The sequence below is a fragment of the Curtobacterium sp. MCBA15_005 genome, from assembly GCF_001864855.1.
Taxonomy (GTDB): domain Bacteria; phylum Actinomycetota; class Actinomycetes; order Actinomycetales; family Microbacteriaceae; genus Curtobacterium; species Curtobacterium flaccumfaciens.
Window position 1 is genome coordinate 1 of record NZ_MJGL01000003.1, and the last position, 14,599, is coordinate 14,599.

Sequence of the window (14,599 nt, forward strand, 5' to 3'; positions counted from 1 at the left end):
TGGCACCGGGCCTCCCGTTCGTCGTGGACGCGGCCTGACTGCCCCTGCCGACCCACGCGGGTCGGCCCGCGTCAGCGCTCCGCGCGTCCGGCGAAGCGGTACCGGAACCCGGGCACACCGTCCGCGGTGACGACCACGTCGTAGTACCCCCACTCGTCGAGCGGCCAGTGCATCGTCTTCTGCCCGGAGCCGCGGACGTGTGCGGTCTCGCGGTGCTCGACGAAGTCGTTGGCCACGAGCACGAAGCGGAGCTCGGCCCCGCCGGTGTTCTCGAGCAGGAGCTGCAGGGTGCGCCGACCGCGGGTGTCCCGGACGACCGAGACGTGCGGGACGCCGCCGGTCGCCCGACCACCGACGGCGACGGTGCCGGCGAAGCGACGGAGGAACCGGTCGGGTCCGTAGACGCTGACGTCGTAGGCACCGGCGGTCGTCGTGGTGTCCCATGCCCAGTCGGCGGTGGCTCCGACGGGGACGGTCTTCGGGTGGGCGGCGAACGGCATCGCGGTGTTCGGGTAGACCAGGAAGTTGACCCCCTGACGGCCGTCGTTCGCGAGCGTCACGGTGACCCGGCCGGTGCGGTGGTCGACGGTCGCGTCGGCGTGCTGCCGGTAGGGCAGGCTCCGGCTGCGGACGGTGCCGGGCTCCTGGACGGGCAGGGTCTGCGCACCGATCGCCGGTTCCTCGATGGGCGGCTTCGCCTGGTCGGCGTCGGCGGCCGCCACCAGCGCACGGGTCTGCTCGATGCCGGGGACGACGTCTGGGCCGGGGATGCTCGGGTCCGGCGCGGTGAAGTCGAAGCAGCTCGTCAGGTCTCCGGAGACGGTCCGTCGCCAGTCGGAGATGTTCGGCTCGCGGACGCCCGTGACGTGCTCGAGGAACTGGATCACGGACGTGTGGTCCGCCACCTGCGAGTTGACCCACCCGCCACGGCTCCACGGCGACACCACGGTCATCGGCACGCGGGCACCCATGCCGATGGGCAGTCCGTCGACGTACTCGTCGGGGGTGCCGGGTTCGGCGAACGGGGGGACGACGTGGTCGAAGTACCCGTCGTTCTCGTCGTAGTTGACGAGCAGGACGGTCGAGGCCCAGGTGTCCGGGTTGCTGAAGAGCGCCTGCACGACGGCGTTCGTGTAGTGGGCACCGTAGTCCGGGCTGGCCGCCGGGTGCTCGCTCCAGCCGTAGGGGGCGATGACGTACGACACGGTGGGCAGGCTGTTGGTCGCGCAGTCCTGCCCGAACTGGCTGAGCAGGTGGGTGACGTCGAGGCCCTTGCCCGAGTTCGGCTTCCACCCGTCGTGCAGCCCGGCACGCGCGGCGAGCTCCTGCTGGGCGGGGTCGGAGGACGCGAGCGCACGGTGGTACTGCTCGAACAGCCAGAGCGGGTTGTCGCCGTAGTCGCCGACGTACGGGTCGGCAGAGCTGTCACCGACCTCGTCGTTGGCGTAGGTCTTCCAGGTGACCCCGGCCGCCTGCAGTCGTTCGGCGTAGGTGGTCCAGGCGAACACCGGTTCGTAGTCCGCCGGGTTGTCGGTCGCCGGTCCGCCCTGGGCGCCGCGGGGGTCGATGGTGCCGGACCACTGGTACAGGCGGTTCGGCGTCGTGGGCCCGTTGAGCGAGCAGTGGTAGTCGTCGCAGACCGTGAAGGCGCCGGCGAGTGCGCGCTGGTAGGGGATGTCCTCGCTCGTGAAGTAGCCCATCGTCTGGGCGCTCTTCGCGTCGACCCACCGGTTCCAGGCACCGCCGTTCCACGCGGTGTGCCCACCGCCCCAGGAGTGGTCGAGGCCGTCGGCGTTCTGCGCGTTGAACCGGGTGGTGTCGAGCCGGAACGGCAGCATCGCGCCACCGTCGGTGCGGACCGCCGACGGCTGGTGGAAGACGTCGTGTCCGGTCGGCAGCTCGAGCGCCTGCTTGTCCGAGAACCCGCGGACCCCGGGCATCGTGCCGTAGTAGTGGTCGAACGACCGGTTCTCCTGCATGAGCACGACGACGTGCTCGACATCGGCGATCGTGCCGGTGGGGACGGCACGGGCGGTCGCGGCGCTGGCACGGTCGGCCGCGCCCGGACCGAAGGCGGAGCCGGCGGCGACACCGGCCATGATCGCGGCCGCGCCGCCGATCAGGACGGTCCGTCGACTGACTCCGGGTCGGACCGCGGCGGTGTACGCGGCGTCCGGGGTCAGCGGTGGGGCGGCGTCCAGGTTGACGTCGGGTGCGCCGTGTTCGGGCTTCCTCGTGCTCATCGCAGGCCTTCCAGGTCGGTGGGAGTGCGGGCGCTGCGGGGGAGGAGCGCCCGTCAGCATGACAACGAGGTGCGCTGAACCGGGTCTGGCCTGGTCGTGGCAGGCGGGTGAACGCGTCCGGTGGAAACGGGACGGAGGTGTCCGGGTGCCCGACTGTTCGGTGCCGTCCTTCCGGGATCTTCAGCACCGACGCTGCCTCGCACGTGGACAGCTCGTCGCGGGGCAGAGGAGGATCAGCGGGTGCGACGACTGTTCCGGGACCTCGCCGAGGACCTCGCCGACCGGGTGCTCCGCGGTGAGTTCGACGACACCGGTGTCCTGCCGGCCGAGCACGACCTGGCGGCCGACTACGCCGTCGCGCGGGGCACCGTGCGGAACGCGCTCGGCCTGCTCCGAGATCGGCAGGTCCTCGCCGCGCGCTCGGGTTCCCGCTGGCGCGTCCGGACGGCAACGCTGGGCCACGAGGCGGGCGGGCTCGAGTCGTTCGGTCAGCTGGCCAGGGCGAGGGGGCACGAACCGGGCGGACGGGTGGTGGCGACCGAGGAGCGGGCGCCGACGATGACCGAGCGGCGCCTCTTCCGCGCTGCGCACGACGAGCCCGTCCTGCACGTCGTGCGGGTGCGCTCCCTCGACGGTGTCGACGTCATGCTCGAGCGCACCGCCTACGCGCCGTGGGTCGCCGCCGTCATCCGGACGATCCCGGGCGGGCAGACGTCGGTGTCGGCGACCCTGGAGGACCGGTTCGGCATCCGGGTGGGCTCCGCCGTCACCATCGTGGACGCGCTGCTCGCGGACGACGCCGACGCCGCGCTCCTCGGGGTCCGGCCCGGCGCGGCGCTCCTGCAGGTGCGCCGGTCCAGCACCGCCGAGGACGGCCGCCCGCTCGAGGCGGGCGACGACCGGTACGTCGCCGGGACCGTGCCGCTCCGGATCCGGACGGCGTCCGCAACGGCACCGACACCGCTGACCGGCACCGGGCACGACGACGCGGGATGAGCCGGACGGGAGGCCCGGTGTCAGCTGGCACCGTGCCTCCCGTCCGTCTCCACTCGACCGCACAGCGTGGGCCGGCAGGCGGGATCAGCGTCGCGGTGAGCCGTCCGCGGCGGCCGCCGCCAGCCCGGCCTCGATGACGTCCACGGGGTCGGGCGAGGCTGCGATCGACGCCGCGACCTGACGGCTGCGGGCGCGGTGGGTCGGCGAGGCGAGGACCTCGCGGACCGCCCGACGGATCGCCGCCGGCCGTGGCGTCCCGGAGCGCAGGTTCCGCCCGCACCCGGCCCACGCGACCCGGGCGGCGACCTCCGGCTTGTCCTCGGTCGACCCGGCGACCACGAGCGGCACGCCGTGCGCGAGGGCACGCTGCACCCCGCCGAACCCGCCGTTCGTGACGACGACGCTGCACCGCGGCAGGAGCTGGTCGTAGGGCAGGAAGGTCGCCACCCGGGCGTTCGCGGGCAGCCCCGTGCCGAGCGCGCGTTCGACCTGGTCGACCGGGCGGCCACCGGTGGTGGCGACGACGAGGACGTCATCGTCCGCCAGCGCGCGGAGCGTCGGCGCGATGAGCCGGCCGAGGTCGACGGTGTCGATCGTGCCCTGGGTCACGAGCACCACCGGGGTGTCGGTGTCCAGGTCGTCCCACCACCCGGGCAGGTCGGCCTCGGGCGTCGGTGCCGCGCGGGTCACGACCGGCCCGACGAACCGGACCGAGTCGGGGAGCTCGCGGCGCGGGTACTCGAGCTCCGCGACGCTCAGCTGGAACAGGGTGTCGAAGCAGCGGTAGGCGAAGTCGAAGGTCCCGGTCTGCGACGGCGGCGCCCCCACCTCGGCGAGCACGACGTCGACGGCCTGCTGCAGCGGCCGGGTGAGGACGGGGTGGATCGCCGCCGTGAGCAGTCGGTTGCGTGCGCGCGCCAGCGGCCCGCGACCCGGCGAGAGCGCGGTGCCGAAGGGTGCGGCGTCGACGCTGGTGAGCGTCACCGGGGTGGTCGCGATCCCGAGCACGGGCAGGCGGTCGCCCGGCGGCAGCGCGAGGTACGGGGCGAGCCCGGTGAACGTCGCCTCGCCGAGCACCGCGTCGAACCGACTCGCTGCCAGCAGGGCCGTCAGCGCGCGGTACTGGGAGGGGATCGGCCGCACGAACATCGCGATGATGCCCTCGCGGACGACGGCCACCCCGCGGGCCGCCGTGGCGTCGGCGAGCCGGTCCTGCAGCTCGGCGTCGTCGAAGTCGGCGTCGGCCGGCAGGGCCACGAAGCGGAGCCCGGCGCCGACGACGAGGTCGCGGTACTTGGACCCCGTCAGCACGGTGATCTCGTGGCCGCGCTCGGCGAGGTCGCGCCCCACGTCGACGAGGGGCGCGAGGTGGCCGTAGACGGGCGGGGCGCAGAGCAGGTACGAGGACACGGGGCCGCTTCCGTCGGGGGGATGGCCGGACGCTCGGAGCGTAGGCGCGGCGAGCAGGCGCGTGGCGCGGCACGGACTGGGAGTGGGTGAGAGTCCTCGAGCATCGGCACCCGGACGCTAGGGTCGCTGCATGACCACACCCGCGGGGGCGAGTTCGGGCAACGGCTACTGGCGCGGCCAGATCGGGGCGACGGCCCTGTTCGGCGTCGGCATGGTGGCGTGCAGCGTGGTGCTCTTCCGGGTGGACCCCGACGAGCCGGGGCGCGCGGTCCTGCTCGCGTTCGGGGGCCTGCTCTTCCTCACCACGCTCGGCTGGGCGGTCGATGCCGCGACCCGCTCGGACCCCCGGCAGCGCGCGCTCTTCGCGTGGGCCGTCGCTCAGCACGAGGCTGCGGGGCACGGCAACGACGCCCTCGCGCTGGCCGATGCGGCGCGTGCCCGGGACGGTGCGCTCGATGCCGAACGGATCCGGGCGCTGCAGGCGCTCCGCCCCGACAACCCGTACCCGGGCGGCCCACTCGGCGACGCCTCGGACGGCGGGACCGCCGAGACCGCCGGGGCGAACCGGCTCGGGATCGCCCTGCTCGCGCTGTTCCTCGCGTTGACCGGGCTGTACAGCAGCTGCTGGCCGTCGGTGTTCGTGCTCGGGTGGCCGTTCCAGTTCGTCGCGTCGATCCTGGCGGTGGTCGCGATCGCGCGGCCGGGCCGCGGTCGCCGACTCGGCGTCGTCGCGGCGATCGTCTCGGTGCTCGGCACCCTCGTGACGGTCGGCATGCTCGTGTGGCGCGTGGTCGAGGCGAACGGCAGCTAGCTGCCCGGGGTCGCGCGCGCGGCCCGCGACGTGCGCGGTGACGGACTGGAGGCCCGGTGTCAGCTGGCACCGGGCCTCCAGTCCGGTGTCGGCCGACCCACGGCGTGGGCGCCCCACGTTGCTGCCACTGCTGTGGCCCAGCAGGATCCTCAGCAGGCGGTCTCTGTTCACCGGCAGCCGCGGGTGGCCGTGCGGGAGGATCCAGGGGTGTCTCGTCGTGCGGCTGCTGTCGCGACCACCGTGGTGGTCGCGACCCTGCTGGTCGGTATCGCCTTCGTCGCCGCTCCCTGGCTCGGTGTCGGGCGGGCTCCGGTGCTCGCCGCCGTGCTGCCGGCCCGGTCCCTCGTGACCGCGGGACTGGTCGCTACCGGTCTCGCCCTGGTGCTCGTCGCCATCGTCCTGCGACGTACGCGAGCCGTGCGGCTGGTCGCTGCGTCGCTCGGGGCGGTCCTGCTCGTCGTCGCCGTGGCGAACACGGCGGTGCTCGGCGTGCGGGGATGGGACGTGCGGCCGGTCGACGGTGCCCGGGGTGCACTCCGGGTGTTCGAGTGGAACACCAACGGAGGACTCGTCGGCCCGCAGGGCATCGCCCGCGCGGCACTGACCGCACGGGCGGACGTCGTCGTGCTCCCCGACGCGGGGGACCGACGGGCCGCCACCGCGGTGGCGCGGGCGATGGGACAGCACGGTCGGCCAGTGCGGCTCTTCATGGGTGGTGCTGGCACGCAGGTGGCGGTGCTCGTCGGGGCCGACCGCGCGTCCGGCGCCTCGATGTCGCCCGGCGTCGATCCGGTGAAGACGATGACGGTGTCCGGGCCGTCGATCCCGACGATCGTCGCCGTGCACGCGCCGCAACCGATCGGGCGGGGCCTGGCGGGCTGGCGGACCGATCTGCGGTGGATCGGCGAGCAGTGCGGCCGCGGCGCTGACGTGGTCGTGTCGGGGGACTTCAACGGATCGGTCGACAGCTTCGACGGTGGGGGTCTCGGTTCGTGCCGGGACGCCGCGTCGACCGTGCACGCCGCGGCGCTCGGTACGTGGCCGACGTGGCTCGATCCGCGGCTGGCGATGCCGATCGACCACACCCTGGTCGGTCCGGCGGCCGGAGTCGTCCGGTCGTGGAGCGTGCTGACGAGCCAGGACGAGTCCGGTGCTCGGCACCGCCCGACCCTGACGGTCGTCGGCGGCAGCTGACCCGGACGGCGGCCCCCTGTTTCGGCGTGCGCGGCCCTGTTTCGGTCGGCGCGCGGCGCGGCAGGTGGGAACAGACTCGCAACGTCGTCGAAACACGCGCGCGGTGGGGTGGATGCATGGACGTCACCACCACGGATCGTGCCCCCGCCCGCTGGTACCACTCGCTGTTCGTGCAGATCGCGATCGGGGTGGCCCTCGGCATCGCCGTCGGGGTCTGCTTCCCCGCGGCGGCGCCGGTGCTGAACGTCGTCGGGCAGGGGTTCATCCGGCTGATCGAGATGGTGATCGCGCCGCTCGTGTTCATCGTCGTAGTGACGGGCATCGTGCACGTCGGCGACCTGCGCTCCGTGGGACGGATCGCCGGCAAGGCGATGATCTACTTCCTGCTCGCGTCGTCGTGCGCGCTCGTGTTCGGCCTGCTGGTCGGCAACCTCGTGCGCCCCGGGGCCGGCCTGCGGATCGACCCGTCGTCGCTCGACGCCTCGGCAGTGGCGGCGAAGACCGCGGGCGGCACGGCGCCGGACGCGGGGACGTTCATCCTCGACCTCATCCCGTCGAGCGTCGTGAACGCGTTCGCGACCAACGACATCCTGCAGGTGCTCGTCTTCGCGGTGTTCGTCGGCGCGGCGATCGCCGCGATCGGCAGTGACCGTGCGCGGCCGCTCGTGCGGGGCCTCGACCTGTGCCTCGAGGTCGTCTACCGCATCCTGGGCTGGGTGATGCGTCTGTCGCCGCTCGGTGCGTTCGGGGCGATGGCGTACGTGGTCGGGCAGTACGGCATCGACACCCTGGGGTCGTACGGGCTGCTGATCGCTGCCTGCTACGGCGCAGCGGCGGTGTTCATCGTGGCGCTGCTCGTGGGCGGGCGGCTGCTGTCCGGGGTGCCGATCTGGCGGTTCGTGTGGCACACCCGCGCCGAGTTCGGGCTGGCTCTGGGTACCGCGTCGACCGAGGCGGTGCTGCCGCGGATGATCACCCGGCTCACCGAGGTCGGCGTCTCACGGAGCGTCGCCGGGCTCGTCGTGCCGACGGGCTACTCGTTCAACCTCGACGGGGCGGCGATCTACCTGTCGATCTCGCTGCTGTTCCTGACCCAGGCGTTCGGGGTGCCGCTGACGCTCGAGCAGCAGGTCGCCGCACTCGGGGTGCTGCTGCTGACGTCGAAGGGCATGGCCGGGGTGCCGGGCTCGTCGTTCCTGGCGCTGTCCGCGACGGCGACGAGCCTCGGGCTGTTCCCGGTCGCTGGCGTCGCGCTGCTGCTCGGTGCCGACCGGATCATGGACGCGATGCGGGTGAGCGTCAACCTGCTCGGCAACTGCGTCGCGACGCTCGTGGTCGCGCGGTGGCAGGGCGAGCTCGACCGTGAGCGGGTGGACGCGGTGCTGCGGTCTGGTCGAGGCGTGCGGCCGTCGTCGGAGCCGTCGCCCGCAGCGGGCGGAGCGGCGGTGTCGGCGTCGGTTCGCTGAGGGGTCGGGGCGCGCTCGCGGCGCGGTCAGCGTTCGAGGACGGCGCGCTGCTGGTCGTACTGCTGGCGGGTCCGGTGTCCGCCCATCTTGCGGACGACGGCGCCCGAGGGGTCACGCGTGATCCGCCACCAGATCGCGGTGCAGAGCGCGTCGACCGGCAGGGCCGTGCCGAGTCCGACCAGGAGCTGCCGACCGAGGTCCGTGCGCCACGGCAGCCCCGAGACCTCGAGCGCGGTCACGACCAGCAGGCACACCACGATGGTGATCGGGCTGAGCCAGAGCTTCCGCACGGTGCGTTGACGTGCCACGTCGATCTCCGCCAGCTGCGCCAACGGCAGCGTCGAACCGACGTGCTCGCGCGGTTCGCCACCGACGATGACGGCGGCAGGGCCGGGGGTGGTCGCTGTGTCGTCCGCGTCCGTGGCGGGTCGCCAGACCACGTCGTCGAGGTGCACCATGTCGTCGTCGATGCGGAACCAGCCGCCTTCGAAGCCGTCGGCAGCGGCGTCGGGATCGGCGCGAGGCGTGGTCGTGGTCACGTCGGTCATCCTGGCAGCAACAGGGGCCACTGGGGCACCACCGCTTCGGGGGTGGGGCGGCGGCGTCGCCCGCGGGCCCGGGGCGCGTTCTGCTGGCAGGATGGTCCCGACACCACGGGGGCGGGGGCCGGCATGGGCACGGAACAGCAGGACTGGCGTGACCAGGGGACGGGCCCGACGACGGGGCGAGGGAACGCGATCGCCATCGCGCTCGTGCTGCCGGTGCTGCTCGTCGTGAGCTGGGCGGTCCAGATCGGGGCGTACCTGGCGCGCGACTTCGGGTCGATGGACGACCGGCTCGGAGCAGGGGGCGTGCTGACGCGGCTGGTCATCGGCACCGTGCTCGCCGTGGGGATCCCCGTGGTGGTGCTCGTCGTGCAGGTCCGGGCTCGCCGGCGTGAACCGCGCCACTCGGTGGTCGCCGTCGTCGCGGCGATCGTCGTGCTGGTCATCGCCGTGCCGTGGAACGGCCTGGTACTGACGTCACAGGTGCGGAGCATGGCCGCCGACGCCCAGCAGTGGGCGCAGCCGGCGACCGCCGCCGAGCGGCACTTCGCCGACGGTGACGCCCGGGCCACGCTCGAGCGGATCGGGGACCGCACGGTGCGGATCCTCGGCGGCGACCGGAAGTCCGCCTACCGCGATGGCGAGCGAGCCGGTGGTGCGTACAGCGAGGACTGCCAGCTGTCGAACGCCCACCAGGGCGTGCGGTGGATGTACTGGTACGACCCGGGGGAGTACACCGACGACCAGGGCAACGAGCTCCTGCCCGAGGACCACACCGTGATCGAGGGTGCGAACCGCGACGTGGACGGAGTCCGGGAGTACTGGGCGTCCGAGGGCATCGACGCGCGGTCGGAAGAGGACATGGTCCCCGACCAGATCGCGCCGACCGCCGACTGGCTCGAGAGCGGCTCGTCGTACACACGGCCCGGTCCGGACGTCGACTTCCGCACGATCTGCCTGGTGCGCTGAGGGCACGCGCCGTGGCGGGGCCTCCGGGCAGGTCGGCCGTTGGGTCCTTTGACCTCCGCCCGACTGGGCATGCTCGACGCATGGCCCGCCAGATACTCGACGGTGGTGAGGACGGCGACCGGGGCCCTGCGGCGGTCTCGGTCCGCGTCCGTGGCGGTCCTGATCGCGATCTGACTCCGCACTTCGGGTCCGTTCAGCAACCTTGCTGGGCAAGCGACGGGGCGTAACCTACCAATTGTTGGACATTTGGAGGACTCATGTCGCCACTCAGCCGGCTCCCACGATCCGGAACGCTTGCGGAACAGGCCGCTGATCGACTCCGTGCATCCATCACCGATGGTGTGTGGCCGGTTGGGACACGCGTCCCTGCGGAGCACGACCTCGTCGAGCAGCTCGGTGTGAGCCGGAACACCGTACGCGAGGCGCTTCGTGGACTCGTCCACACCGGTCTCCTCGAGGCGAGGGTGGGGGATGGGACCTACGTGATCGCGACCAGCGAGCTGCGGTCGGCCATCTCCCGGCGTTCTGCGACGTCAACGCCGGACGAGGTGATGGAACTCCGCGCGGTCCTCGAGGAACACGCTGCGGCCCTCGCCGCCCGACGTGCTGTCCCGGAGGACATCGCCACGCTTCGCGCACTCCTGGGCGTAGCGACTGGTGAGCGGGTTGACATGGAACGCATCGCCGCTGCGGACAGACGATTCCACCGAGAGGTTGCCCGGATCAGCGGTAATGGACTTCTCGCAGATCTCCATGAACATCTCGGAGCAGCCGTCAGTGAGGTCGTCGGGGGGCTCGAGGCCGACGATCGAATCGCTGATGAGCATGCTGCGCTCCATGATCGGCTCGTCGACAGCATCGAAGCGCACGACGAAGCCGGAGCGCGCCTGGCGGCCGTCGAGATCGTCGCCGTGGTCCGCCGAGTCGGCGGATCCTCGAACATCGATTGATGACGCTGGTGCCTCACCGGGTCACGATCCGCCGATGAACCACCCCTGACTCGACGCTCTTGCGTCGACAATGACCGGTCACTGCTTCACGGACCGCCGTACCGGGCCACCGAGCCCGGTCCTCTCCGCGCCCAGAAGGGGCGCAACTGCACCACCGCACCACGAAGGAACCCGACCACGAAGTTCATCGGACTCGAAGAACACATGATGCCCACTGAGATCTTCGACGCCGCCGGCGCCGACGGTCACGCAATGATGGATCAGCCGTACCTCGACGGCCTCAACGACCTGACCGACGGCGGCGAAGCCCGCATCCAGCGGATGGACACCGCCGGCATCGACGTCCAGGTGCTCTCCTCCGTCGCACAGTTCGTGCAGGTCCTGCCCCCACACCAGTCCGCCGAGCTCTCCCGGCGCCTCAACAACACCATGGCGAAGGTGGTCGACAACCACCCTGACCGGTTCAAGTTCTTCGCCACCCTCCCGATCTCCGACCCGAAGGCTGCCGTCGCAGAGCTCCGTCGCGCCGTCGAGGAGCAGGGCGCCGTCGGCACGATGATCCACGGGCAGACAGACGGCGTCTTCCTCGACGACCCCTCCATGCGGCCGATCCTCGCCGAAGTCGAACGTCTCGGCGTCCCGATCTACCTCCACCCCGGCTTCCCGCCCATCGAGGTCTTCAAGGCCTACTATTCGGGCCTCGACCCGTATGTCGCGACCATGCTCTCCACGGGTGGATGGGGATGGCACGCGGAGAACGGTATGCACATCCTCCGGATGGTCTCGAACCTGGTCTTCGAGCGGTTCCCGGACCTGCAGATGGTCGTGGGCCACATGGGCGAGAACCTGCCGTTCTCCCTCGCGCGCGCGGACGAGTGGCTCACCCCGCGTATCAAGGGACTGACCGGGACCGTCGCGGAACAGGTACGCGATCACCTCCACATCACCATCTCCGCCTACACGACGGTTCCGCCGCTCCTGTGCGCGCTCGAGGTGTTCGGCATCGACCGGATCCTGTTCGCTGTCGACTACCCGTTCGGCGACTCCGCAACGCACACGAGCTTCATCGAGAACGCACCCCTCAGCCCGGCCGACAAGCGGAAGATCGCGCACGGCAACGCTGAAGCCCTGTTGACGCGACTCTGAACCGACCCGTCGGCAGCTGGACCGAGTGGCAGCCGCGAGGGGGTGGGCTCCCTCGCGGCTCGTCCTGCCCCTGACGGGCCGCTTGAGATCAGCTCGTCGGCGGACGTCGCCGTGCAGAATCGGGTGTGGCGGACGATGTTCGAGCATGCTCGTCACCGCGGGCCGGTGTCCAGCCGACCAGGCGCTCGACGGCGGCCAGGACGACGGCCGGGGGTTCGCCTGTCGCGATCTCGGACCGGATCCGTCCGGCCGCGGAGCGGAACTCGGGCTCGGTCAGGAGTCGCGACGCGGTGGTGCGGATGTCCTCCGCGGTCGCCGTGGCGGCGTCGAGGACGAGTCCGGCGCCCAGGGTCTCGACGCAGCTGCCGTTCGGCAGCTGGTCCGCACCGAGCGGCAGGACCAGCAGAGGCACGCCGTGCGCGAGCGCCCCGGTCACCGATCCGGACCCGCCGTGGTTCACCACGAGGTCCACGAGCCCGAGCACCGAGTCCTGCGGGACGTACTGCTCGATCCGGATCGCTCCCGGGCCCTCCGGCACCGGGAAGGTCGTCGGGTCGACCCAGGGTCCGGTCGTCAGGAGGATCCGCGCCGGCAGGGCAGCGAGCGCGTCGATGAGCCGAGCGAACAGGTCGCCGGACTTCGTGTTGAACTCGGTGCCGAGCGTGACGTAGACGCGGGGTCCGTCGCCGGCGGCCAGCCACGCCGCGGCATCCGACGAGTGTGACGACCAGGTGTCCGGTCGCATCCGGATCACCGGACCACGCAGCTCGAGCCCGGATCGCATCGACGCCGGGAACGGGACCACGGTGAGTGCGCCGCCGAGCATCTGCTGCTGCGGGTCGGGCCCGAGTCCCGCGCGTCGGCGGAGCGCCTCGAGCGGCTCCCGCACCGCGTCGCGCCAGGTCCCACCGGCCGAGGCGAAGGCCAGGACCACCACGCACGGCACCCCGGCACGTTCGGCGGCGGTCATGGCACCGAAGTCGAACTCCCCGCAGACCACGAGGTCAGCCGACCACCGAGTGACCAGCCGTCCGACGTCGACGACGGCTCCGGCGGCCGCGTCCCCCAGGAAGACCTGGGGGACGCGGGTGAGCACCGCACTCGGATCGATCGGTGTCAGGGTGCCGGTGCCCGGCCTGCTCGCCGGCAGCTCCACGTCCCGCGGCTGCCGGTGCGAGAACCCGGTCTGTTCGAGGACCGCCTCGCGTGCGCCGCTCAGCGCGGTCCGGTGTCCGGCTGCGCTGGCCGCGCGGGCGAGTGGCAGCATCGGCGCGAGGTGTCCCCGCCCCCGTGGGAACGAGAACACGATGCGCAGGGGCTCCGGAGCCCCGTAGCCGGGCCGGCCGTTCGCAGCAGACACCACAGGGCTCCGATCGTCCGTGCGGGCTCCCTGCCCGCTTCGTCAGACAACCGTATGGCGAACGGCGGTCGCGCTCCATGAACCCTTGGTCAGCCTCGACGGGGCGTGCACCCGGAGTCGGTCACTTGCCAGCGGCCTCGTTGTAGGACTCGATCTGCTTGCCGGCCTGCTGTTCGGCGTCCTTCATGGTCGATTCGACGTCGGCACCCTCGACGATCCGGTTGAAGGCGCCGATGACGGTGGCGCGCACCGTCGGGAACGCGCCGGTGATGCAGCCGGCAGCGGCGACGCTCGTGGGGTCGTCGGCGAGCTGCTGGTACATCGTGGCGATGTTCGGGTCGGACAGGGAGCGCTTGCCCACGGTGGTGCCCTGGGCGTCGGTGTTCATCGCGACGTAGCCGGTCGCCTTCGCCCACTCGGCCTGCACGTCCGGCGTCTGGAGCCACTTGGCGAACGTGTACGACGCCTGCTGCTCGGCGGACGAGTGGCCCTTGCCGGAGATCCACAGCGCGTTGCCGCCGATGACCTGCCCGGCGTCGTCGGAGGCCGACGTGGTGGGGAACCGGGCGACGACGGACTTCGAGCCGTCCGGGTCGACCGTCGTGTAGGCGCCGGAGGAGGTCAGCAGCATCCCGACCTTGTCGCTCGAGAACGCCGAGTTCTGCACGGTCGAGTCCGTGCCGGGGTTCAGGGCGGCGCCGTCCTGGTAGAGCTTCTGCAGCGTGGTCATGAACTGCACCTGGCTGTCCGAGGTGAGCGAGACGCCGGTGACCGGCTTGCCCTTCCGCCCGTTCTCCGGCGTGCAGAACGCCTGACCGCCCGAGGCGGTGAGCTCCTCGAGCATCCACGAGTCGCCCATGTTCATGCTCATGCCGTAGCCACCGGTCGCGGCGTGGATCTTCTCGGCCCAGGTCGCGACCTGCGCCAGCGTCTTCGGCGGTTTCGTGGCGTCGAGGCCGGCCTTCGCGACGAGCGCCTTGTTCAGGTAGAGCACGGGCATCGAGACGGAGAACGGCATCGCCGCGAGTTGCTTGCCGTCGCTGTAGTAGGTCGCGGCGGCCGGCGCGATCGTGTCGGTGCCTGACTTCGAGCCGCGGATCGTCGCGGGGGACACCGTCTGGCCGGAGTCGATCATGAAGCCGGTCGACACGTCGTTCATCATGAGCAGGTCCGGCGTCGAGCCGGACTGCACCGCCGCCGTGTACTTCGTCTGGACGGCCGCGTAGTCGCCCTGGAACGACGACTTGACGGTGATGTGCTGGTCGTTCTCCTTGTTGAAGCGGGCGACGAGCGCGTCGAGCTCGGTCGCGGGCGGCCCGGACATGGCGTGCCAGAAGTCGACGGTGACGGGGCCGGAGCTGTCAGATGCGGAACTCGACGTGGAGCACCCGGTCAGGGCGAGGACCGCGACGGCCCCGGTGGCGAGTGCGGTGAGGGTGATGGAGCGACGTGCGGGCATGGTGCGTCCTTCGGGTGTGGGGCGGGCGGGGGTCGGGGAGGGGAGCGAAC

At 71.9% G+C, this 14,599-nt stretch carries 12 protein-coding genes; 7 read left to right on the plus strand and 5 right to left on the minus strand.

Annotation, left to right across the window (positions count from 1 at the left end):
• Positions 1-71 precede the first annotated feature (71 nt).
• Positions 72-2,243: a phosphocholine-specific phospholipase C gene (locus BIU89_RS01145; RefSeq protein ID WP_071244364.1), complete on the minus strand. Its 2,172-nt coding sequence runs from the start codon at positions 2,241-2,243 to the stop codon at positions 72-74.
• 240 nt (positions 2,244-2,483) lie between these two features.
• Between BIU89_RS01145 and BIU89_RS01150 the strand changes: the two genes are divergently transcribed.
• Positions 2,484-3,239 (plus strand): GntR family transcriptional regulator, encoded by a 756-nt coding sequence (locus BIU89_RS01150; protein WP_071244367.1) that lies wholly within the window; start codon positions 2,484-2,486, stop codon positions 3,237-3,239.
• Between the two features lie 84 nt (positions 3,240-3,323).
• On the opposite strand, the gene BIU89_RS01155 is transcribed toward BIU89_RS01150, so the two are convergent.
• Positions 3,324-4,649 (minus strand): glycosyltransferase, encoded by a 1,326-nt coding sequence (locus BIU89_RS01155; RefSeq protein ID WP_071244369.1) that lies wholly within the window; start codon positions 4,647-4,649, stop codon positions 3,324-3,326.
• A gap of 130 nt (positions 4,650-4,779) precedes the next feature.
• Between BIU89_RS01155 and BIU89_RS01160 the strand changes: the two genes are divergently transcribed.
• From BIU89_RS01160 to BIU89_RS01170, 3 genes are all read left to right on the plus strand, one after another.
• On the plus strand, positions 4,780-5,460 hold the full coding sequence (locus BIU89_RS01160) for a hypothetical protein (RefSeq protein WP_071244372.1): 681 nt from the start codon (positions 4,780-4,782) through the stop codon (positions 5,458-5,460).
• Positions 5,461-5,667: 207 nt separating this feature from the next.
• Entirely contained in the window at positions 5,668-6,654 is a 987-nt protein-coding gene (locus BIU89_RS01165; RefSeq protein ID WP_071244375.1) for an endonuclease/exonuclease/phosphatase family protein, read from the plus strand.
• A 116-nt stretch (positions 6,655-6,770) separates the two neighbouring features.
• Positions 6,771-8,120 (plus strand): cation:dicarboxylate symporter family transporter, encoded by a 1,350-nt coding sequence (locus BIU89_RS01170; protein WP_071244379.1) that lies wholly within the window; start codon positions 6,771-6,773, stop codon positions 8,118-8,120.
• Positions 8,121-8,146: 26 nt separating this feature from the next.
• Here BIU89_RS01170 and BIU89_RS01175 read toward each other — a convergent pair whose 3' ends face one another.
• Positions 8,147-8,659 (minus strand): hypothetical protein, encoded by a 513-nt coding sequence (locus BIU89_RS01175; RefSeq protein ID WP_139178719.1) that lies wholly within the window; start codon positions 8,657-8,659, stop codon positions 8,147-8,149.
• Between the two features lie 132 nt (positions 8,660-8,791).
• Between BIU89_RS01175 and BIU89_RS01180 the strand changes: the two genes are divergently transcribed.
• The 3 genes from BIU89_RS01180 to BIU89_RS01190 all read left to right on the plus strand — a co-directional run bounded on the left by BIU89_RS01180 (position 8,792) and on the right by BIU89_RS01190 (position 11,730).
• Positions 8,792-9,634: a hypothetical protein gene (locus tag BIU89_RS01180; RefSeq protein ID WP_071244383.1), complete on the plus strand. Its 843-nt coding sequence runs from the start codon at positions 8,792-8,794 to the stop codon at positions 9,632-9,634.
• 257 nt (positions 9,635-9,891) lie between these two features.
• Positions 9,892-10,584, plus strand: coding sequence for a FadR/GntR family transcriptional regulator (locus BIU89_RS17600; protein WP_083404098.1), 693 nt, complete (start codon positions 9,892-9,894; stop codon positions 10,582-10,584).
• 207 nt (positions 10,585-10,791) lie between these two features.
• Positions 10,792-11,730 (plus strand): amidohydrolase family protein, encoded by a 939-nt coding sequence (locus BIU89_RS01190; RefSeq protein WP_217642807.1) that lies wholly within the window; start codon positions 10,792-10,794, stop codon positions 11,728-11,730.
• Between the two features lie 88 nt (positions 11,731-11,818).
• Here BIU89_RS01190 and BIU89_RS01195 read toward each other — a convergent pair whose 3' ends face one another.
• Complete coding sequence (locus BIU89_RS01195; RefSeq protein WP_254791450.1) at positions 11,819-13,090, minus strand: glycosyltransferase; 1,272 nt, start codon at positions 13,088-13,090, stop codon at positions 11,819-11,821.
• Positions 13,091-13,211: 121 nt separating this feature from the next.
• Positions 13,212-14,549: an ABC transporter substrate-binding protein gene (locus BIU89_RS01200; protein ID WP_071244390.1), complete on the minus strand. Its 1,338-nt coding sequence runs from the start codon at positions 14,547-14,549 to the stop codon at positions 13,212-13,214.
• Positions 14,550-14,599 lie beyond the last annotated feature (50 nt).

Excerpts from the sequence above, each read along its gene's own strand:
- BIU89_RS01145 (WP_071244364.1), bottom strand. The coding sequence starts at position 2,243 with ATGAGCACGAGGAAGCCCGAACACGGCGCACCCGACGTCAACCTGGAC.
- BIU89_RS01160 (WP_071244372.1), top strand. The coding sequence starts at position 4,780 with ATGACCACACCCGCGGGGGCGAGTTCGGGCAACGGCTACTGGCGCGGC.
- BIU89_RS01170 (WP_071244379.1), top strand. The coding sequence starts at position 6,771 with ATGGACGTCACCACCACGGATCGTGCCCCCGCCCGCTGGTACCACTCG.
- BIU89_RS01180 (WP_071244383.1), top strand. The coding sequence starts at position 8,792 with ATGGGCACGGAACAGCAGGACTGGCGTGACCAGGGGACGGGCCCGACG.
- BIU89_RS17600 (WP_083404098.1), top strand. The coding sequence starts at position 9,892 with ATGTCGCCACTCAGCCGGCTCCCACGATCCGGAACGCTTGCGGAACAG.
- BIU89_RS01190 (WP_217642807.1), top strand. The coding sequence starts at position 10,792 with ATGCCCACTGAGATCTTCGACGCCGCCGGCGCCGACGGTCACGCAATG.
- BIU89_RS01200 (WP_071244390.1), bottom strand. The coding sequence starts at position 14,549 with ATGCCCGCACGTCGCTCCATCACCCTCACCGCACTCGCCACCGGGGCC.